General features: G+C 49.6%; 20 protein-coding genes. 8 read left to right on the plus strand and 12 right to left on the minus strand.

What is annotated here, in order from left to right:
• Positions 1 to 19 precede the first annotated feature (19 nt).
• The 3 genes from coaBC to CWB99_RS04510 all read left to right on the plus strand — a co-directional run bounded on the left by coaBC (position 20) and on the right by CWB99_RS04510 (position 4876).
• Positions 20 to 1219 carry a bifunctional phosphopantothenoylcysteine decarboxylase/phosphopantothenate--cysteine ligase CoaBC gene (gene coaBC, locus CWB99_RS04500; RefSeq protein WP_138550788.1) on the plus strand — a complete coding sequence of 400 codons (1200 nt, stop codon included), beginning with the start codon at positions 20 to 22 and terminating at the stop codon, positions 1217 to 1219.
• Positions 1220 to 1375: 156 nt separating this feature from the next.
• Positions 1376 to 1966 carry a nucleoid occlusion factor SlmA gene (gene slmA / locus CWB99_RS04505; RefSeq protein ID WP_138550789.1) on the plus strand — a complete coding sequence of 197 codons (591 nt, stop codon included), beginning with the start codon at positions 1376 to 1378 and terminating at the stop codon, positions 1964 to 1966.
• A 150-nt stretch (positions 1967 to 2116) separates the two neighbouring features.
• Positions 2117 to 4876 (plus strand): S9 family peptidase, encoded by a 2760-nt coding sequence (locus CWB99_RS04510; protein WP_138550790.1) that lies wholly within the window; start codon positions 2117 to 2119, stop codon positions 4874 to 4876.
• A 44-nt stretch (positions 4877 to 4920) separates the two neighbouring features.
• Here the strand turns inward: CWB99_RS04510 and CWB99_RS04515 are convergent, their stop codons facing one another.
• Both CWB99_RS04515 and CWB99_RS04520 read right to left on the minus strand, forming a co-directional pair.
• Positions 4921 to 7110 carry a YgiQ family radical SAM protein gene (locus CWB99_RS04515; RefSeq protein WP_138550791.1) on the minus strand — a complete coding sequence of 730 codons (2190 nt, stop codon included), beginning with the start codon at positions 7108 to 7110 and terminating at the stop codon, positions 4921 to 4923.
• Between the two features lie 63 nt (positions 7111 to 7173).
• The gene (locus tag CWB99_RS04520) at positions 7174 to 9360 is read right to left on the minus strand and encodes a bifunctional diguanylate cyclase/phosphodiesterase (protein ID WP_138550792.1); all 2187 of its coding nucleotides are present in this window, start codon (positions 9358 to 9360) and stop codon (positions 7174 to 7176) included.
• A gap of 184 nt (positions 9361 to 9544) precedes the next feature.
• On the opposite strand from CWB99_RS04520, the gene CWB99_RS04525 reads away from it, so the two are divergent.
• A complete protein-coding gene (locus CWB99_RS04525) occupies positions 9545 to 10069 on the plus strand; it encodes a hypothetical protein (RefSeq protein ID WP_138550793.1) in 525 nt (174 codons plus the stop codon).
• Positions 10070 to 10071: 2 nt separating this feature from the next.
• Positions 10072 to 10953 carry a TIGR03899 family protein gene (locus tag CWB99_RS04530; RefSeq protein ID WP_138550794.1) on the plus strand — a complete coding sequence of 294 codons (882 nt, stop codon included), beginning with the start codon at positions 10072 to 10074 and terminating at the stop codon, positions 10951 to 10953.
• A 63-nt stretch (positions 10954 to 11016) separates the two neighbouring features.
• Here the strand turns inward: CWB99_RS04530 and CWB99_RS04535 are convergent, their stop codons facing one another.
• The 9 genes from CWB99_RS04535 to CWB99_RS04575 all read right to left on the minus strand — a co-directional run bounded on the left by CWB99_RS04535 (position 11017) and on the right by CWB99_RS04575 (position 18065).
• Positions 11017 to 11778 (minus strand): TIGR04219 family outer membrane beta-barrel protein, encoded by a 762-nt coding sequence (locus CWB99_RS04535; protein ID WP_138550795.1) that lies wholly within the window; start codon positions 11776 to 11778, stop codon positions 11017 to 11019.
• A 4-nt stretch (positions 11779 to 11782) separates the two neighbouring features.
• A complete protein-coding gene (locus CWB99_RS04540; RefSeq protein WP_138550880.1) occupies positions 11783 to 12757 on the minus strand; it encodes a DUF2333 family protein in 975 nt (324 codons plus the stop codon).
• A 32-nt stretch (positions 12758 to 12789) separates the two neighbouring features.
• The gene (locus CWB99_RS04545) at positions 12790 to 13302 is read right to left on the minus strand and encodes a copper chaperone PCu(A)C (protein WP_138550796.1); all 513 of its coding nucleotides are present in this window, start codon (positions 13300 to 13302) and stop codon (positions 12790 to 12792) included.
• Between the two features lie 139 nt (positions 13303 to 13441).
• On the minus strand, positions 13442 to 13768 hold the full coding sequence (locus CWB99_RS04550; RefSeq protein WP_249331681.1) for a hypothetical protein: 327 nt from the start codon (positions 13766 to 13768) through the stop codon (positions 13442 to 13444).
• A gap of 6 nt (positions 13769 to 13774) precedes the next feature.
• The gene (locus CWB99_RS04555; protein WP_138550797.1) at positions 13775 to 13981 is read right to left on the minus strand and encodes a PspC domain-containing protein; all 207 of its coding nucleotides are present in this window, start codon (positions 13979 to 13981) and stop codon (positions 13775 to 13777) included.
• 60 nt (positions 13982 to 14041) lie between these two features.
• Positions 14042 to 14707 carry a PspA/IM30 family protein gene (locus CWB99_RS04560; RefSeq protein WP_138550798.1) on the minus strand — a complete coding sequence of 222 codons (666 nt, stop codon included), beginning with the start codon at positions 14705 to 14707 and terminating at the stop codon, positions 14042 to 14044.
• 172 nt (positions 14708 to 14879) lie between these two features.
• Positions 14880 to 15893, minus strand: a complete 1014-nt coding sequence (gene dusA / locus CWB99_RS04565; RefSeq protein ID WP_138550799.1) for a tRNA dihydrouridine(20/20a) synthase DusA — start codon at positions 15891 to 15893, stop codon at positions 14880 to 14882.
• 205 nt (positions 15894 to 16098) lie between these two features.
• The gene (gene galE, locus CWB99_RS04570; protein WP_138550800.1) at positions 16099 to 17115 is read right to left on the minus strand and encodes a UDP-glucose 4-epimerase GalE; all 1017 of its coding nucleotides are present in this window, start codon (positions 17113 to 17115) and stop codon (positions 16099 to 16101) included.
• Positions 17116 to 17192: 77 nt separating this feature from the next.
• Positions 17193 to 18065: a hypothetical protein gene (locus CWB99_RS04575; RefSeq protein ID WP_138550801.1), complete on the minus strand. Its 873-nt coding sequence runs from the start codon at positions 18063 to 18065 to the stop codon at positions 17193 to 17195.
• Between the two features lie 170 nt (positions 18066 to 18235).
• Here CWB99_RS04575 and CWB99_RS04580 point away from each other — a divergent pair, with 170 nt between their 5' ends.
• From CWB99_RS04580 to yjjG, 3 genes are all read left to right on the plus strand, one after another.
• Positions 18236 to 19135: a phosphoribulokinase gene (locus CWB99_RS04580; RefSeq protein WP_138550802.1), complete on the plus strand. Its 900-nt coding sequence runs from the start codon at positions 18236 to 18238 to the stop codon at positions 19133 to 19135.
• Between the two features lie 74 nt (positions 19136 to 19209).
• Positions 19210 to 19743, plus strand: coding sequence for an inosine/xanthosine triphosphatase (yjjX, locus tag CWB99_RS04585; RefSeq protein ID WP_138550803.1), 534 nt, complete (start codon positions 19210 to 19212; stop codon positions 19741 to 19743).
• The gene (gene yjjG, locus CWB99_RS04590) at positions 19740 to 20435 is read left to right on the plus strand and encodes a pyrimidine 5'-nucleotidase (protein WP_138550804.1); all 696 of its coding nucleotides are present in this window, start codon (positions 19740 to 19742) and stop codon (positions 20433 to 20435) included. The genes yjjX and yjjG overlap by 4 nt, the downstream gene beginning before the upstream one ends.
• Positions 20436 to 20466: 31 nt before the next feature.
• Here yjjG and rlmB read toward each other — a convergent pair whose 3' ends face one another.
• On the minus strand, positions 20467 to 21207 hold the full coding sequence (rlmB, locus tag CWB99_RS04595) for a 23S rRNA (guanosine(2251)-2'-O)-methyltransferase RlmB (protein ID WP_138550805.1): 741 nt from the start codon (positions 21205 to 21207) through the stop codon (positions 20467 to 20469).
• Positions 21208 to 21209 lie beyond the last annotated feature (2 nt).

Genomic DNA, 21209 nt, shown 5'->3' on the forward strand with positions numbered 1-21209 from the left:
CAATTTGCAGGGGCCGAGCATGAGCCAAACACACAAGCGTATTCTTCTGGGGATCAGCGGCGGAATCGCCGCCTATAAATGTGCCGAACTGGTACGACGGTTAAAAGATCAGGCCTGTGAAGTCAGAGTCGTGATGACGGAGTCAGCCAAACAATTTATTACCCCGCTGACTATGCAGGCCGTATCCGGCGAGCCCGTTGCAGACTCATTGCTCGACCCGGCAGCCGAAGCAGCTATGGGGCATATTGAATTGGCCAAATGGGCCGATCTGGTCATGGTTGCCCCGGCCAGCAGCAATATCATCGCCAAGATGGCCAGCGGTATCGCCGATGACCTGCTGACGACCTTGTTACTGGCAACCCCCGCTAAAGTCGCAATTGCACCGGCCATGAATCAGCAAATGTACGCGCACCTTGCCACCCAAAATAACCTCGTCACACTGGCAAGCAGAGGTGTAGCAATATGGGGACCCGGCCAGGGCGAGCAGGCCTGTGGTGATGTAGGAAAAGGCCGTATGCTGGAGCCTAATGAACTGGTGTCACTGGCACTCAAAGCCCTCACCCCCGAAGCGCCGCTACTGGCTGGTAAAACAGTCACCATCACCGCGGGACCCACACGTGAAGCACTCGATCCGGTGCGCTATATCAGCAACCACAGCTCAGGTAAAATGGGGTATGCGTTGGCCGAAGCGGCACTGGCATTAGGCGCCAAAGTCAACCTTATCTCAGGTCCGGTCTCGCTCACCCCCCCTCAGGGCTGTGACGTCCATTCGGTGAGCAGTGCATTGGATATGCATCAAGCCGCCATGACGCTGGCACCCGGCTCAGATGTGTTTATTGGCTGCGCCGCGGTTGCGGACTATCGTGCTGCCGATATTGCCGATCAAAAAATCAAAAAGCAGGGTGACGAAATGATGCTGACGCTGGTGAAAAATCCCGACATCATTGCCGATGTTGCCGCGCTGACCGCGCAGCGCCCCTATACCGTGGGCTTTGCTGCTGAAACTCAGGATGTCGCACAATATGCACAAGGTAAATTAAAAAACAAAGGGTTAGATATGATCTGCGCCAATGATGTGAGCCAGGCAGGGATCGGTTTTAATGCCAATGATAATGCACTTACCCTCTTCTGGGACAAGGAACAGCAATCTTTACCGCTGGCAAGCAAGTCAGAGTTAGCGCTTACTGTCGTCAAAGCAATTGCGGGTAAACTTAATTAAGTTCATGTTAAAAGACTGGAAAGAAGCTGAATAAAGCATTAACATGGCCAGATAATTGAGTACAGGGCCCATTGTGCAATCGTTCAGGTGTGCGTAACGACTGCCAGCTCACGGGCCCGCTCCTACTAAAATAACGATAATCATAAAGGAAATCTCATGCCAGCGACTAAACGCAGTAATCGCAAAGAGCAAATACTTCAATCCCTTGCGCAAATGCTTGAAACCAGTCCCGGGCAGCGTATTACCACCGCCAAGCTGGCGACGGAAGTCGGTGTTTCTGAGGCCGCGTTGTATCGCCATTTCCCCAGCAAGGCCCGTATGTTTGAAGGGCTGATCGAATTTATCGAAGATACCTTGCTGTCTCGCATTAATTTGATCCTGGAGAATGAGAAAGAAACGCAAAGCCGTGTGTATAACATCCTGATGCTGTTACTCACCTTTTCCGAGAAAAACCCGGGGATCACCCGTATTCTTACTGGCGATGCGCTGCAGGGTGAACAGGAACGATTACGAGAGCGTGTACAGGGTTTGTTTGAAAAGCTTGAGACGCAATTTAAACAAGTACTGCGGGAGCGCAAATTACGCGAAGGCAAAACCTTTGCCAGCGATGAAGCCGCTCTGGCGAACTTTTTCCTGGCCTATGTGGAAGGTAAAATGAACCAGTTTGTTCGCAGTGACTTCAAAGCCAAACCCGCAGCGAACTTCAGTAGTCACTGGCAAGAGCTACAGCGTATCTGGATGCCATAAAACGCGCCTGACGTTTTAACTTGTGGTTTGTATGGCGGGCCTTGTCCGCCTGGCTTTATCCAGTTTTTCCTCACACCCAACGCAGCACAGTTTTGTCTCCCAGATAAAAGTGTTACAAAGTTACAACTCCTATCGAACAAGAATCATATTATGACGTTTGCGAAATCTTTACTCACGGCCGCGCTGTTTTCAGCTTCTGCACTGGCCGCTAAACCCAATCTGGAGTTTAGTGATGTATTTGACTTTAAATATGCACAAGGCAGAGTCTTGTCAGAAGACGGGCGCTTTGTTGCACTCAGCGCTAAGCCCTACCGCGGTGATAGCACAGGTCAGGTCTATGACCTCAAAACCAACCGACTGATTGCCAGCGTTGAACGTGGTACCAAAGCTCAACTCAATCGCGCCGCAAACTGGGCTGCGTTCACTCAAGTCCCGAGCCTGTTGACGTCAGAAACGTCTGATAAAAAAGCCCGCAAAGAACTCAAACGTGCGCTGGTACTGGTCAATACCCTCACGGGTGAGCAACGCACCTTTGATGCGGTCAAAGACTACCAGCTGAGCGATGATGGCCGCTGGCTGGCATACCGCCAGGATGTAAAAGCTGAGCCGTCAGAAAAATCAGAGCAAAGCGACGACGCTAAGATCCCTGCCGATAAGAAAGACAAAACCTATCCACTGGTTATTGTGGACTTAACCTCAGATCAGCAGCACCAATTTGAACAGGTTGGCCGTTATGCATTGAGCCCGGCAGAATACGGCGTACTCATGAGCCAACACAGTGAAGACGGCGCAAGCAATCAGATACAGTACTTTGACCTTGCTCGCGCTCAGGCCAGTGTGCTGATAGATGAACCGGGTGTAACCCTGTCACATATCGCCTGGCACCCCTACTCGTCACTGGTCGCCTTTACTCAGGGCAATTATGTCAACGACGATACGCGCCGCCGAGCTTACCAGGTTAGATTGTGGGATGCCAAAGTAGACCGCTTTACAGAGGTCGTGCAACCACAAGGCTGGTACAGTGCCAAATCAGCGGCACTAAGCTGGTCGGAACAAGGCGAGCGACTTTACTTTGAAAACCGCCCGCTATTGGCGCCAAAGCCGGTTGAGAAAAAATATCAGGATCAGGCGTCACTGACAGATCTGGATACCATCATGGCGCAGTCAGGACTTAAGGTCTGGCATAATAATGACGCCCAGATTAAACCCCGGGAGATCAAAACCTGGGAAGAGACAAATCGCGAGCGGAATTATCAGGCGGTGTACCACTTGAACAGTCAACGTGTTGCGCAGCTCAGTGATGAAACGGCCCGTGACGTCACACTCAACCGCGAAGCAACCTTCTTACTTGCCAGTAATGATCAGCCCTACCTGGAACAGATCATGTATAAGGGTTTCTATGCAGACTATTATGCTGTTCAGGTTGCCACTGGCGCACGCAGCTTTATTGTGAAAGAAGCGCCCAATCGCCCGACCCTATCACCCACTGGCAAACACGCCGCTTACTTTATGCAGGATCAGCTGTGGCTCAAAGACTTGCGTGCGCAAAAAGAAACGGCCGTGAGCAAAGCTGTGCGCGATGCCTTGTTTGCCGATGATCGCCATGATTACCCAGAGCCTAACCCAGGCTATGGATTTGCCGGCTGGCAACAAGACGGCAGCACACTATATGCCTACAGTAAATTCGATATCTGGGCTTTTGATGCTAAAACAGGTCAGGGCACACGCCTGACACAGGGCAAGGAGCACCAGACACAATACCGGGTTATCAAGCTGGATAAAGACTTTGTCGGCTTTACTGCTGATGAGCAGATATACCTCTCAGCTCATAACCTGGCAAACAAGCAAACACACCTTGCAAAGCTCGATCTGGCAACAGGTAAGCTCACCACTCTAACCTCCGGCGAAGCCAAGTACAGCCTGATAGAAAAAGCGAAGCAGGCAGACACGCTGCTGTTTACCAGGCAGAGTTATCACGAATTTCCGGATCTGTGGCACACAGATAGCACCTTTGAGAAACGTAGCAAAGTGACCAACCTGAACCCTCAACTCAGCACCTTTGCCTGGGGACAGAAGCCCGAGCTAGTGCAATATCAGGGTTACAATGGTGAGCAATTACAGGGCGTGCTGATCAAACCTGCTAACTATCAGCCCGGCCAGAAAGTCCCTGTGGTATTCTATTTTTATCGATACATGAGCCAACGCATGTACGACTTTCCACATATGGTGCTGAACCACAGGCCAAACCTGCCGATGTTCACCTCCAATGGTTATGCCATATTCCTGCCTGATATTCGATTTGAAATCGGTTACCCGGGTCGCTCCTCTACGCAAACATTAGTCAATGCTGCACAAAAGCTGATTGACCTGGGTGTGGCTGATCCTGACAAAATTGGTCTGCAGGGACACTCCTGGGCAGGCTATCAAAGTGCTTTTGCCGTCACCCAAACCGATATGTTTAAAGCCGTGGTATCCGGTGCACCGGTTTCAAATATGACCTCAGCCTATAGCGGTATTCGTCTGAAGTCGGGCCTGGCGCGCCAGTTCCAATATGAGACGGGACAAAGTCGGATTGGTAAAACACTCACCGAAGCGCCTGAGCTATATATAGAGAACTCTCCGGTCTTCTATGCTGATAAGGTTAAAACCCCTATCTTACTGATGTTTGGTGACAAGGATGGCGCTGTACCCTGGCAGGAAGGGATCCAGTACTACCTTGCTCTGCGTCGTCATAATAAAGATGCCATATTCCTGCAGTACGAAGGTGAACCACATCATCTGAAGCAATTTCCGAATCAGGTCGACTACTCCATCCGGATGAAGGACTACTTTGATCACTATCTGATGGGCAAACCCGCCGCAGACTGGATCAAGTCCGGGATCCCTTATCGCAAAGAGATGGATAACTAAACTAAAAAAGCCGCTATTGAGCGGCTTTTTCTTTACTCAGTTCACTAGCGTTTGGTGCTGCGACCTGAAGGTTTATTCTTACCGACTCTGGGCTTGGTATTGGCCTGATTAAACTGGCCAATGCCACTGTGGCGGGTCAGTGCTTTAGTGCCGGGCTTGCGTCGGGTGTTGCTCTTACCTTCATTGCGTCCTGCTTCAGGTACTAAGCACTGCGGTCCACGACCGATCAAGTTTGCCTTACCCATTTTTTTCAGCGCTTCACGGATCATCGGCCAGCCAGCCGGATCATGGTATCGTAAAATCGCCTTATGCAGACGGCGCTGCTTAGCCCATTTGGGCACAGCCACCACTTCTTTGTTGTTTTTGATATTACGCAACGAGTTCATCTCAGTATGATAAATGGTGGTTGCGTTGGCCATGGGAGACGGATAGAAGTTTTGCACCTGATCCAGTTTAAAATCATGGGCTTTTAGCCACAACGCCATATTCACCATGTCTTCATCCGTCGTGCCCGGATGTGCAGAAATAAAGTAAGGGATCAGGTACTGCTTTTTGCCCGCCTCTTTGGAATACTTATCGAATAGCTCTTTGAACTTGTCGTAAGTGCCCATGCCCGGCTTCATCATTTTAGACAGTGGTCCCTGCTCTGTATGCTCTGGCGCAATTTTCAGGTAACCACCGACGTGATGGGTGACCAGCTCTTTGACATAACGCGGGTCCTCAATCGCCAGATCATAGCGTACACCTGAGGCAATCAGGATCTTTTTCACCCCGTCAACATCCCGGGCTTTACGGTACAAGTCTATGGTTGGCGTATGATCTGTGTCCATATGCTTACAAATATCCGGGTATACACACGACAAGCGACGACACGTACTTTCTGCTTTTTTACTCTTACAGCGCAGCTTGTACATGTTGGCCGTTGGCCCTCCCAAATCGGAGATCACCCCAGTAAACCCAGGGACTTTATCGCGGATCTGCTCAATCTCATCAATGATAGACTGCTCAGAGCGACTCTGAATGATGCGCCCTTCGTGCTCTGTGATTGAGCAGAAACTACACCCACCAAAACAGCCTCGCATGATGTTCACTGATGTTTTTATCATGTCATAGGCCGGGATTTTTTCATCGCCATAACTGGGATGCGGTACACGTTGGTAAGGCAACCCGAATACTTCGTCCATTTCCTCGGTTTCCAGCGGAAATGCTGGTGGATTCACCCACACACTGCGATCACCATGGCGCTGAAACAGTGCCCGGGCACAACCTGGATTGGTTTCCTGATGCAGGATCCGCGATGCATGGGCGTACAGCGGCTTGTTTACGCTAACCTGCTCATAGGCTGGCAGCTTAACATAGACTTTTTCCCAAGGTTTGAGTCTGGGTGGCTGCACTACAATGGGCTGCGCCTGAGTTTCAGTCTGCTGTTTTTCAGCCTGAACAAACTCCGACTTACTGCAGCCTACATCATCGGCCCCATACGGGTTAGGGATCGGGTCGATTTTACCTATTTTATCGATCGCCGTTGAGTCGCTGCCGCGCCATTCTGGCAAGGGTTCCTTACGGATCACAGCAGTTCCGCGCACATCCTGTATGGTGTCGATTGATTCACCGTTTGCGATACGATGTGCGACTTCAACCAACGGACGTTCAGCATTACCATAGATCAGCAAGTCCGCTTTGGCATCAAAAATAATGCTGCGGCGCACTTTTTCCTGCCAGTAATCATAATGGGCAATCCGGCGCAGGCTCGCCTCAATACCACCGATGACCAAAGGTACGTCTTTGTAGGCTTCACGACAACGCTGGCTATATACCACCACGGCACGATCGGGCCGTTTACCACCCACATTACCAGGTGTATAAGCATCATCATGACGAATACGCTTTTCTGCGGTGTAACGGTTGATCATGGAATCCATGTTGCCGGCTGTCACCCCGAAGAACAGATTGGGCTTACCCAGGCTCATAAAGGCGTCTTTGCTCGACCAATCCGGCTGAGCGATGATCCCAACCCGAAACCCCTGTGCTTCTAATACTCGCCCGATCACCGCCATGCCAAAGCTGGGGTGATCTACATAAGCATCACCCGTGACAATAATGATGTCGCAACTGTCCCAGCCCAGCGCATCCATCTCTGCACAACTGGTGGGTAAAAATGGGGCGGGACCATAACATTCGGCCCAGTACTTGGGATAAGAAAAAAGCGGGCGCTCTGCCTGTAACGCATTCATGATGACGGCTCAATGCTGAAAAAAGAAGCGGATTATACTGAAAAGCACCACAGCTTCCCAGTACTAGCTTTTCAAATATGCGAGCAAATCATCTTGTGCCATAGGTCTGGCAAAGAAAAACCCTTGCACTTCATCACAGCCTAATGCCCGGAGAATATCAACCTGTTCCTGTGTTTCCACGCCCTCGGCAATGGTTTTCAGACCAAGATGACGACCTAACGAAATCACCAATTCAGCAATGGCACCTGAGTCTTCCTGAGGGATCCCTTTTACAAAGGCACGATCAATTTTAAGTCGGGCTAAGGGTAATTTTTGCAAATAGCTCAATGACGAGAACCCTGTACCAAAGTCATCTATCGCGACCTCAACACCAAAGGATTTAAGTTCACTCAGCGTATGCACCACAGTGTTAATCTCGTCCATCACGACACTTTCTGTTACCTCGAGCTCAATTTTCTCAGGCGGAACATCGTGTTCCATGATGGTTTGTTTAACCTGCTGCGCGTAATTGGCCACTTTAAATTGAGGCACAGAGACGTTAACCGCCACACTGATATCATGGCCAAGCGAACTTAATTGCTTTTGCATACTACATGCCTGTTCCAGCACCCACTGGCCAATTTCGACAATCAAGCCGGCATCCTCGGCCAAAGGCACAAACACCCCCGGAGAGATATAGTCACCTTTCCCCGTGGGCCATCTTAGCAGGGCCTCACACCCTATCACCGTCATGGTTTGTAAACACAGTTGAGGCTGGTACCACACTTCAAGCTTTCTTAGCTCAAAGTCTTGTCTTAGCTGGCGAATGAGGCCTAATCGCCAGGCCATTTTTTCTTCCAGATCTGAGCTGTACCAATTGAGTGTTTGTCGTGCTTGTTTGGCCTGGTTCAGAGCAATATAAGCCAGCTTCAGAGTCTCCAGACCCTGCGGCGAGAAATCACTTTGACAGCATACACCAATATGGAAATGCATAGTCAGAACATGCTCCCCGACCTGATAAGGCACGGTAAGCGCATCCAGAAACAGGGTTTCGTCGAACCCTTGCTTTGGCACTAGCACGCCAAATACATCGGCGCCAATACGTGAGAGTAACTCTCCCTGCGGACACTCTTGTTGCAACCGCTCTTTTACCGCCTGCAGTAACAAATTACCAACTTCCTGACCCAGCCCGTTGTTGATATCTGAAAACTGGGCGATATCAATCAGCACAAACACCAGCTGATCTTGCTCAGGTTTATAATATTGCGCGATTTGATCTACAAAGTTTGCCCTGTTTGGCAATCGTGTGAGGGCATCTTTATAAGCAACATCACGCAGTTCGTTAATCAACTTAATATTGTCCAGGCCGACACTGACATTGGTTAAAAAGATTTCCGCAAACTGCATTTGCGCAGCGCTCGGCGGCTCCGCCACTTCAAGATAAATGGCTGCACGGCGATTCTTGCCTTGTAATAAAAAAGTGACGTCATGGTCGGTTTGCTGGTGCGCATCCATATCAAAGCAATTTTGCACCTGCATTATCACCCGGCCATTGTCGACTTGTTCAAGGCCTTGACCAATGTTGGTTAGATAAGTCTGAGTACCCCCAAAGACGATCACTTTGGCGTCTTTCTCAATTGCACCGGCAACCAAACCATGTGGCTCAGAGCCAAGGATTTTGGCCAGCTGATTCACCACAGACAAGCCAAATGAGGGCATATCTGTGTGACCTAAAATGGCATGAGAGGCTTCCAGAATATTGGTCAGTGCCAGACTCTGCTGCTCTAACTCACAGATCTGTTGATACGAACGAATGGCTGTTAGCAAAGACGTGACCAGCTTACCGCGTGTCAGCTCGGTTTTCATTTTATAGTCATTGATATCATATTCTCGAATGACTTTTTCTTCCGGTGCATAGCCGGGCTGACCCGTACGCAAAATGATCCGAACCGCGTAGTTGCCAAACTCTTCGCGGACTTTTTTAACCACAGACAGACCTGCGTCGTCACTTTCCATGACAACATCAAGTAGTAAAATGCAAATTTCAGGATTGTGCGTCAAGACTTCAAGCGCCTCTTTACCAGAGTAAGCATGATGAAACTTAAGTGCACGCCCCCAAAACTCAACGCCGGATAAGGCCAACTTAGTGACGGAATGAATCTCTGGATCGTCGTCCACAACCAGTACATCCCAATACGCGCTGACTGCCTCTAGTGAGTCATGCGTTGAGTCTTGATCCGCAAACAAAAACTCTTCTTGTTCTGACGCCATCATCAACCTTATGTTCAACTACTTAGTTTCTGCGCACATGGCATATTTGCCTATGTGTTTTCTTATAAATTATGATAGGTTTTTACTATCAAGATCCATACCCGTTAACACTCAAGTAATATTATAGTCGATGTTCAACTACTTGTGCTCGTTAACTAAATAATATAGCGGCTCAAAGCAAGTTATGACAGCAACTATTTTCCGCACTTTTCTATTCGGCCTCGTTTTTATATTTGGCCTGGTCGTAATGACTGCTTTGCTTCCCTCTCACTATCAGGCCCATGCAGAGCAAACTATCGCTGTGCGAGATGTACAAACCGTGAAGCAGTATTTAAATGTCGAGAATTGGCAAGAATTACTGACGCCACAATCTGACTTACAGCTGTCTTTTCTTACCCAGGCTCAGCAGGTAGGTGGCTATGGTGAACTCGCCCACCCCTGGGGACTGGCCGAAATAACCGTATTGAGCCTGAACGAGCAAGGTGTGACAGTGCAAATCAGATTTGATACCGAACACGTCGCACATATTCAGCTTGCTGTGAGTCAACAAGAGGAAAGCGTGGTGGTCACACTCAGCGCCAAAGGTGAAAACCATGCGCCTCTGGTCGGAGGGCTGTATGCTCGTTTCGCCGCTTACTATGTTGAGCAGCAGCTAAAAATGATGATGAACCAAATTGTTAGCCAACTAAAATTACACAGACAGGGATAGGTATGACGATAAAAAATGCTCAGGCGCGCTCTAGTTTGGCACTTCTGATTGAAGAAAAGCTCGGCTACGCCATGATCAAACAGCCTAAAGCCGCGATCCAATCCGAAGATCGGCGCTTTGCAAGCACACCTAACCCTAATCAGAATCAATTTATCGTGCGCAGTGAACACGGCGTACTTAAACGTGCACTTAAACGAAATCAGTTACAGCGTATTGCCCAGCAGCGTAATATTGAATCCATTATGGGCATGTCGCTCACCCTATGCCCGGATGTTACAAGTCGGGGGCGCCCCGATCCTGACTGGCTGGAACACTTTATTGCGCTCGCCGAGGACATTGCCAACAGCGCAATGCAAAAACTGTGGGCGAAGATACTGGTTGGAGAATCTATCTCACCAGGTACCTTTTCAATAAAAAGTTTGCAGACCCTGAAACAGATGACACAAAAAGAAGCGGATGCTCTACAACGCTGCGCCTCACTGTGTGGCTACCTGGAAAAAGAGGACAGTTATCTGATCTTGCTTGGCTTTTACAAGAAGCCTTCGCTGTTTGATTTACTAAGAAAAGGAGCAAAAGAGTCGTTGAACCTGGCTCAGGCAGGCCTGAGCTTTCCGCATATTCTCACCCTGATGGATATTAACCTGATTTACCGCCAGGAGATTGAGTCAGCAAACCTGCAAAAAGGTCAGTCTATGACCCTGGCATACCAAGGCAAACATCTTTCCATAGAGGCCAACAGTAACGATCTGGTGCTCAGTTATTACAAGCTGACTCAAACCGGAGATGAACTGAAAAAACTCATCAACACACCGGTCAACAAAACTTACAGACAATTACTTGGTAAAGCTCTGGAGGAAGAATTTACTCTGACCTGGGAGTCATAAAGGGAATAAAGGTATCTAAGCACCCAGTGGATGCTTAGATATGCTATCTGCTAACCGCGGTTATCAGAAGTGGATCTGTAGGCCAGCGAACGGGCCCGATGCATCCAAATCAGTCGTGATATCGTCGACATCATCCAGCTCTACCACCATAGAGCGGTAACCCGCACGTACCGCAATATCCACAGCCATATTGTCAATGAACTCCCACGCAACACCGACCTGGAAGTCCTGAATTTTACTGTCATCGATAGCCAGTAAACTGCCTTCAGCAAAGACGCTCAAGCCAGTGAGTGGCAGGCCGACTTCCCCTCTCAGATAACCGAGTGGAATAAACCCTGAAAAGTCGACAGTCTCAGTGGTGGATTCGCCATTAGCAAAACCCGTTACGCTGATATCACCGTCAAAGTGCTTGGCATTCAGACCGAAGTCAAAGGACACCAAGTCATTATCGAACAGTTCATAGTACAGGATGTAGTCGATATGATTCAGATCGCCCACAGTATTCACTGTGCCACCCACGGTGAAGCTCTTGTCGCCGAAGTCGAAGGTTTCATTCAGTACTGCTGAACCTTCCAGTTTTAACTCGGTATACTTGAGCTTGACGTTAGGCACTAAAGGCACTGGGTGTTCCAGTGCAGCATAGAAGCTCGAGAAATTTTTATCAGCAAAGTCAAATTCTTGCTGATTACCTTTGTTCGCAAAGCTCCCCTCAGGTTCAGCACCCCAAGCTTCACCACCTAGGTATAAACCTAACAGAGTGTCTGCTTGTGCTGCAGGTGCGAGGCAGGCCAGAGATAACGCTGCCGCTAAACAGTACTTTTTCATTTATTTATCCTTGCGCTAAAAGTTCACTGAGTTCAATAAGAGCCGCATTGGCTCGAGAAATATAGTTAGCCATCACCAACGAGTGATTGGCCACCAATCCAAAACCACTACCATTTAAAATCATCGGGCTCCACACGGTTTCTTGCGTGGCTTCAAGTTCCCGGATGATCTGTTGGAGGCTCACTTTTGCATTTTTCTTCTCAAGCACATCCGCAAAATCGTATTCAACCGCTCTTAAAAAGTGTAACAAGGCCCACGTCGCCCCACGGGATTCATAAAAAACGTCGTCAATTTTCCACCATGAAGTTTTGACTTCGTGGTGATTGGCCGCGTAGGTTGCCTGATTAGCGGCGCTGTCACCGGCCAAATCGGTATTCAATCTGTCCTGTCCGACACTCGCACTGAGCCGCTGGCTTAAACTACCCAGGCGTTTCTCGGCCTCTTTTAGCCACCCTCTCAGGTTGTCTGCTCGGGCGTAAAACTGACTGCTCTGATCAACCGGGTTAGATATCTGCAGCAAGTAATCGTTTAGGTGTGCAATACCCGTGCGGTATTCCCCTTCTGCACTTGGCCATAACCAGGCCGTAGAGCTGATATTAAACTGTGGTTGCGCTTTTTTAAGACTGGGGTGCTCCGTAGACTGCGATTGAGAACGGCTGAAATCCTTGCGCATCGACAAGGCCATATCACGTACCATTTCCAGCGCGCCATATTCCCAGGCAGGCATATTATCCATGATCACACTGGGGGGCAGCACATCATTAGATAAATAACCACCGGGTTTATCGAGTAACGTCTGCGACACAGTGATCAATGTGTGCGTGGTAACATAGCCTGTGACCAGTTGAGTGTTTGACTGTTCAGCATGACTTTTCGCCTTGCCGACCACATCGAACTGGTCCGGCTCGGCACTCCAATATACTGCCAGGCCGTAGCCCAGCACCAGCACAGTAACCAAAACGACCCAGAATTTAGCCATGTGATTGTGTGTGTTGTGATCCATCAAGACTCCTAGTGATGCTGATGTCCATTGTTCGCGTTATGCATCTGCGTTTTAAGCGAAATCACTTCAATCAAACCATAGACGCGATTTCCATCAGCAAAATATAGTGTAAGTTTACGATTTTCGCCCACTTTTAATGGTTTTGTCGGCTCAAAAGCCATCAGGTGATACCCACCAGGCTTAAACTCAACCTGGCTATCAGACGCAATCTCCAGTTTATCGATCTGCTGCATACGCATCATACCGTTGGCATGTACATGTTCGTGGATCTCCACTCTCCCCAGCCCTTCAATCTCGGCTTTGACCAAAGTCATTGCCTGCTTGGTGGTGTTGGACAAAGTAAAGTATCCCGCGGTCGACTTGGCGGCGGGCAGAAAATCACGAATAGTGGCGTGCGTTAATGTCACAGGAGCTTGTTCAGCGTGAACATGCTGGTGAGATTCGCCATGTGTGTGGCCGGAGTGAGCCTGCGACACCCAAGGTAATGAACACAGCATAAAGAAGGCTAAATTTTTGATCATAAGCGCTTTCCTTGTTGAGTATAGTCTTTTCACTATACCACATTGCTCTTAGTTTACCGCGCTTTCATCACCATTTCTTTACAGCTACTGAGCTGTTTAGCCGGTCGTGCCTGAAATGCAAAACGCCCGGCCAACCAGTTTAACAGAACACCTGTTTATCACTCACCAGCCAGCCAATGGCAACCAGGAATAACAAGGGAACGGCAATCAGGAGCGAATTAAATAACAGTGCCAATACTAGCCCAATGAGCACCACTAATATCACGCCAAGCAATCCTATACTCAGCAACGCCAGCAAAGCGAAAACGGCAATCATAGCCACAAACAGGCTGAGCATTTCGATCCCTACCCAGCTCACATCCGTGACCACGTCAGGAATGCTGAACCAGGCTAGGGGTGAGGACACCCAGGATAAAGCCGATAATACAACCAAACCAACCAGTAAGATAAATGCCGCTTTCATCATGCCTCCTCAGGAACGCTCCGACAGGACGATCCAGGCAATAAAATACGCCATCAGCACTAAAACTGGTGCTTTCAGTGCCAATAGCACGGTGATAAGGCGAACCAGCCAGGTTGGCATATCTAGTCTTGTTGCTACATTGGTACACACCCCCGCTATTTTTTTACGGGGTTGCTGCGAACGTGTTGTGCTGTAATAAGTGTCATGTTCTGTCATCAGAGTTCTCCTCATTGCTGCTATATTCGGGGCCCATCTGGCACCTGAGTGTGCCAATACCTAAGCTGAGTGTGTTTTTTGTTTCAGTTCGGCCAGTGCCTTATCGACTTGCTCTTCGCGCGCCAATGTCTCCAGTGCCTGCCACTGCGCTTGTTCTTTACTCACTAACTCATAGCTGTCTACCTCAGCTTCAACCCGCTCAACCTTGCGCTCCAGGTGCTCAAAACGTGCCATAGCTTCTTCTATCGACTGCTGACTCGCCACGCTGCGGGCTTTCAGCTGGGTAGTGGCGGTGTGTTCACGGCGCGCCAGCTGGGTTTCTTTATGGCGCAGCTGATTGAGCTTTTCTGTCAGCGTCTGTGCATCCTGCTCCAGCTTGTCGTAAGCCTGTTGCAGCTGTGCCGCTTCCTCTTCAATCTGTTGCTGTGCTTCCTGACATTTTTGCTTTTCCACCAGCGCCGCACGGGCCAAATCTTCACGATCTTTTTGCAGCGCGTATTCAGCTTGCTGCTGCCATTGCGCCGCTTTTTTGGCCAGCGCCTGATCCCGTCGGGCCAAGGCTTTTTGCTCACAGATCACCTGAACCACAGTGCTGCGGCATTCGCTTAGCGCCTCCTCCAGTTGAATCAGTAGCTGACGCTGATCCTTCTTAGGATCATCCGCTTTGTCGAGCAACGCATTGAACTCGGCTTTGATTAAGTCTTCAATTCTGTCGATTAAGGCCATGGCAGGCTCCTTGATAAGCTAATGTGAGTTAACTTATTCCAAGGTTTGTGCCAAAAACCAGCCACAATTTAAAATCAATAACTTAGTGTATTTTGGTAAAAAAGAGGGGAGAGATTTTTTGAGGGGTATTGGTCAAAAAAGCACATAGTTAGCCTTTTTGACCATATTACTATTAGAGTTCTGGCACAAAGGTCAGGGCTTTTTCCATCACACTGATATCCGCGCTCTTACCATGACCATTTTCAGACAAGTGGCGACGGAAGCCTCGCGCCCCCGGCTGGTTCTGGAAAATGCCCAGCATATGACGGGCAATGTGCCAGAAGTTCGCCCCTTTAGACATTTCCGACTCAATGTAGTCGTACATGCTACGGACGACCTGATGACGGGTCTGAGTAAACGCGGGCGCGCCATACAGGGCGCTGTCGACTTCAGACAGCATAAACGGGTTGCTGTAAGCCTCACGGCCAATCATCACGCCGTCCAGGTGTGCCAGATGATGCTGACATTCCTCAATGGTTTTCACACCGCCATTAATACTGATGTGCAGATCGGAATAATCCTGCTTCAGCTTGTACACACGAGGGTAATCCAGAGGCGGAATTTCACGATTTTCCTTCGGGCTTAAGCCCTGCAACCAAGCCTTGCGGGCGTGAATAATAAAGTCATCACAGCCGGCGGCCTTTGCAGTCTCAATCAGCAGGGTCAGAAATTCATACGAATCCTGCTCATCAATCCCGATGCGGGTTTTCACCGTCACCGGAATAGAGACTTCGCTTTTCATCGCTGCAACACATTCAGCCACCAGCTCAGGCTCAGCCATCAGACACGCACCAAAACGGCCATTTTGCACCCGATCCGACGGACAACCCACATTGAGGTTCACTTCGTTATAACCATATTGCTCCGCGCGCTTGGCACATTCAGCCAGCGCTTTAGGGTCGGAGCCACCCAACTGCAACGCCACTGGCATTTCGTGCTCACCAAAGTGCAGGTAATCGCCCTTACCAAAGATAATGGCACCCGTGGTGATCATCTCTGTGTAAAGCACTGCGTGTTTGGTCAGCTTACGGTGAAAGGTCCGGCAATGGCGATCCGTCCAATCCAGCATGGGCGCAACGGAGAAGCGGCGAAACGCTGTATCGCTTGTATTTACTGGGCTTGTGCCTGAATTGTCTGAGTTTGTCATACTACCTCTGAAACACTCTGATCACGGTTCCAAACCGCCACCAACGTCAATAAACGAACCACATTCCAGCCTATGTTCTGCAAATAAGGCGCCGCTTGTGGTCATCAAAATCGATAAGGGGAGAATTATACACGCTGTTGTGGTTAGTTTCATCCAGCGCAGAGAGATTGGGGAGTGGGCGACCGTATTGAGCCGCCCAGAGAAGTCAACCTTCATACCCGTTTGGGTTTTGGCTTTGCCAGCGCCAGGTGTCCTGCATCATTTCATCAATGCCACGTTCAGCGCGCCAACCCAGCTCATTTAGGGCTTTTTCAGGCGCGGCATAACAAGCCGCAATATCGCCGTCGCGGCGTGGTTTAATTTCGTAGTTAATAGGTTTTCCCGCCGCCTTTTCAAAGGCTTTCACCATATCCAGCACCGAATAACCATTGCCTGTGCCCAGATTGTAAATATGCGTACCGGACTGCTCAGCAATCTTATCTAAGGCTTTAAGATGACCAATGGCCAGGTCAACCACGTGGATATAGTCCCTCACGCCTGTACCATCATGGGTATCGTAATCGTCTCCGAATACGCCCAACTGTGCCAACTTACCCACCGCAACCTGGGCAATGTAAGGCAATAAGTTGTTGGGTATGCCATTGGGATCTTCACCAATCTGACCCGAAACGTGCGCGCCAACCGGATTAAAATAGCGCAAAATGGCAAACGCCCAGCGCTCATCAGACTTGGCTAAGTCCTGCAGGATCATCTCCACCATCTGCTTTGACGTACCATAAGGATTAGTTGTACCGCCGACAGGAAACGTTTCACGAATGGGCAAACTGGCCGGATCGCCGTACACAGTCGCAGAGGAGCTAAACACCAGCTGGAACACCCCAGCGTCACGCATCGCGTCTAGTAAGGTAAGCGTACCCTGAACATTATTTTGATAGTACTCAACCGGTTTTTGTACTGATTCGCCCACTGCTTTGAGGCCAGCAAAGTGAATAACCTGACTGATCTGGTGCTGAGCAAACACCTTGTCCAAAAAGGCTTTATCGCAGATATCACCGCGATAAAAGGTTGCATCGCGCCCGGTTAAGGCCTGGACACGCTGCAATGACTGCTGTGACGCGTTGCTCAAGTTGTCAACAATGACGACGTCCTTTCCTTCAGAAAGTAACTCCAAAACGGTGTGTGAGCCAATATACCCGGCGCCACCGGTAACTAAGACGGTCATATTTTTTTTCCTGGATCCATAATAGTGTTCATTGTAATTGATCATGTCCTATGTGTCAGTGATTGGCCAGCAATGTACTACTTCGTCTTTGCCGGGTCGCACACAAACACCAGTCGCCCTCCTTGCTTACTCAAACGCGAGATTGTGCCCGAACAATATGCTGACAAATTACGCCACAGAGTGACCTGATCCGGGTTATCTAAATGACGCGTATAAATTCGACCCGCAATGGCATAGGCCACCGTATTGTCATCAAACCAGGTGTAATACTGCACCTGTGCAGGTAATGCGAAGTGCTCAGTGATGACCTGGGTTTGCGCATCAAAGCTGGCAAACCACTGCTGTCCCTGCTCGGTATAGGTAAAACTATAGATTTTTCGCGCGGCGTTATATGCCAGAGTACGGCCAATATCACGGGCTACGACTTTCGGCAGGTGTCCGCTTAAATCGGTAAACTGCAAAGTGTGCGGCTCACCAAGAATAAACATCACCAGCTGTTCATTGTCACCCCAGGCGTGATACCCCACAGGCGCGATATGGGCAAACAGTCGCTGAGGTGACAGCTCCTTGGAAAATGGATAATACCAGAGCTTTTGCGAGCCATCGGCTTCAACCACCACCGCTGATAGGCCGTCACCATGAGGGTATAACGTTGGAGAGTATTCAGATACCGGAGTGTTAGTCAGATTGCGAGCGACCTGTGTCGTAAAGTCGTAGAAAAACAGATCGGTTTGTGCTCCATCCTCACTGGATACTTGTTGGGTGAAGTAAACGCCATTGTCGACAACCAAAGGTTGGTTGTGATAGCCATCTGCCGCACTAATGGGCGTTACTGACAGTGCCCCGTCTTGCTCTTCAGCCAGCCAGAGTTGCGATACTGGCATGGCACTTACCGTCTGCGTTACGCCCAGCAGCAACCAGGTTGCGATAATCTTTTTCAACAATGTCATTGTGTTATATCCCTTGCTTTTTTCGCTATCATACCGAGCGACAGCAGGAACTCAATCACTGGCGCTTAAGTCACCGCAAAATGCCTTGCGAATTTTCCCTTATCGAGTAACATCGAATGGTGTTAATCGGAAGTTACGCTCAGTCCAACTGGGCCAGGTAAGGGGACAAAATGTCTGCAAAGCATCCTATCATCGCGATCACGGGGAGTTCTGGTGCCGGTACAACCACCACGACAGCCGCGATAAAACATATCTTTCGCAGCCTGGACGCCAAAGCCGAAATCGTAGAAGGTGACAGCTTTCATCGTTACACCCGCCCGGAAATGGACAAGCTTAAGCGAGAAGCCCTGCAAGAAGGTAAGCACCTGAGTTACTTTGGCCAGGAAGCCAATGATTTTGCTGCCCTGGAAGAGCTGTTTGCCACTTATGGTCAGACAGGCACCGGGCAAGTCAGGCGTTATCTGCATACCTTTGACGATGCTGTGCCCTATAACCAATTACCCGGTACTTTCACTCCATATCAGGAACTGGATAGCAACAGCGATATGCTGTTTTATGAAGGTCTGCACGGTGGCATTGTCACCGAAGAGCACGATGTCGCCCACCATGTTGATTTGCTGATAGGCATGGTGCCCATTATTAATCTGGAATGGATCCAGAAACTGATCCGCGATACCCATGAGCGAGGCCACTCACGAGAAGCCGTAATGACTTCCATAGTGCGCAGTATGGATGATTACATTAACCACATCACGCCGCAGTTTTCGCGTACCCATATCAACTTTCAGCGCGTTCCCACGGTAGACACTTCCAACCCATTTAGCGCCAAAGACATCCCATCGCTGGATGAGAGCTTCGTGGTGATCCGCTTTCGGGATATCAAAGACGTTGATTTTCCCTATTATCTGCAGATGATCCAGGGCAGCTTTATGTCTCGTGTGAACACTTTGGTCGTGCCAGGTGGTAAAATGGGGCTGGCTATGGAGTTGGTATTAACACCACTTATCAAAGATTTGCTCACCAAAAAACGGGCGCTTGAGCAAATCGTTCCACTCGACTTACCGGTTTAATGCCCGGTTACACTTCACCGCTTGCAGCCGTGCCATCACAGCCGTTACACTAGCGATTTTTCAGGGCATCGCAGATGGCAGTTATTAAGGTACTCGTCGGGTCAAAGAACCCGGTTAAGATCAATGCCGCACGGCAGATATTTATGCAATATTACCCGGATCACGATATCCAGTGTGAAGGCTTGCATGCCCCAAGTGGGGTCGCTGATCAGCCATTGGGAGAGCCGGACACTCTGTTAGGTGCACAAAATCGCGTGCATCACTTAGTTGACCACCACACAGCCGATTATTACTGCGCAATGGAGGGCGGTGCCCACCAGTTTGCTTACGGCCCCGCTACCTTTGCTTTTGTGGTGATATCTGACGGACTAAAGGAAAGTGTAGGTCGCAGCGCCAATCTGCCACTGCCGCAACGCATTTATGATGCATTGCTTGGTGGTGAAGAGTTGGGTCATGTCATGGACCGTATGTTCGATACCGACAATATTAAACAAAAAGGTGGGGCAATTGGGTTACTGACCAATCACCTGGCGACCCGCGAAAGTGCTTATACCCAGGCCCTGCTGCTGGCTATGGCCCCCTTTAATCATGCCGAGCTGTATTCATGAAATATACCCATATTCTTTTCGATGCCGATGAGACCCTGTTCAGTTTCAATGCCTTTTTAGGTCTGAAAACCCTGTTTGCCCGCTACGGCGTGGACTTTAGTGAAGCCGATAATGAAGAATATCAGCGCATCAACAAACCGCTGTGGGTGCAATATCAGAACGGCGAAATCACAGCAAAGACACTACAAGTGACACGATTTAAATTCTGGTCCGAACGCCTGAATGTGCCAGCTGAGAACCTCAATCTGGGCTTTCTGGAAGCCATGGCTGAGCTGTGTAAGCCGCTGCCAGGGGCAGCTGAATTACTGCATGCCCTGCAAGGCAAAGCCACCCTCGCAATCATCACCAATGGCTTTACAGCCCTACAGGAAAAACGCCTGGCACATACTAGATTTAAAGATTATTTTCATAGCATTGTCATCTCTGAGCAGGTAGGCGTGGCGAAACCCGACTCAAGAGTGTTTGAGCATGCCCTGTCACTACTGGGCAATCCGGATAAGTCACAGGTACTCATGGTTGGCGACACCCCCGCCAGTGACGTGCTGGGTGCCAACCGTTTTGGTATCGACAGCTGCTGGCTACGCCACCCTGGTGCCACTTGCCCGGCAGAGATCAGTCCGACCTACACGGTCGATACCCTACCTCAGTTACAGGCGCTGCTGCTGGATTCAGCAACAAAAAAGGCAAGCTAAGCTTGCCTTTCTCATGCGCCAGACCATGGGGCTACTGAGCATTTCGCTGACGCAGCACCTCAAACAGGCAAATACCGGTGGCCACCGATACATTCAGGCTGGACACTGTGCCTACCATAGGTATTTTCACTAAAACATCGCAATGTTCGCGAGTTAGCCGGCGCATACCATCACCTTCAGCTCCCATCACCACTGCAATAGGCCCTGTGAGACTGGCATCAAATAGTTCAGTCTCTGTTTCACCTGCGGTACCAACGACCCAGACACCCGCTTCTTTGATGTCTCTGAGGGTACGTGCCAGGTTGGTTACCTGAATAAGCGGTACTGTTTCTGCTGCTCCGCACGCCACCTTTCGGGCCGTGCCGTTTAGTTTTGCAGATTTATCTTTTGGCACGATTAACGCGTGTGCACCCGCGGCATCGGCACTACGTAAACAGGCTCCCAGGTTGTGCGGATCGGTAACACCATCCAGTACCAAAAAGAACGGCGCAGACTCTCTGGCTAAGATCTCATCCAGATCGCGCTCATTGAGTATTCTGGCGGCTTTCACATTGGCAATGATCCCCTGATGTTGCTCACCGTTGGCTTTGTTATCCAGCGCCTTACGTTGCATAAACTGGACTGAAATACCGAACTTACGCGCTTCATTGACTACCGCATTAAGGCGTTTGTCGTCCCGCCCTTTTAACGCATAGATCTCTAAAAAACGCTCTGGGGTGGTAGATAAAATGGCTTCAATGGAATGGAAACCATAGATTAATTCATTACTCAAAA

Source organism: Pseudoalteromonas rubra (assembly GCF_005887095.1).
In the GTDB taxonomy this organism is placed as follows: Bacteria; Pseudomonadota; Gammaproteobacteria; order Enterobacterales; family Alteromonadaceae; genus Pseudoalteromonas; species Pseudoalteromonas rubra_E.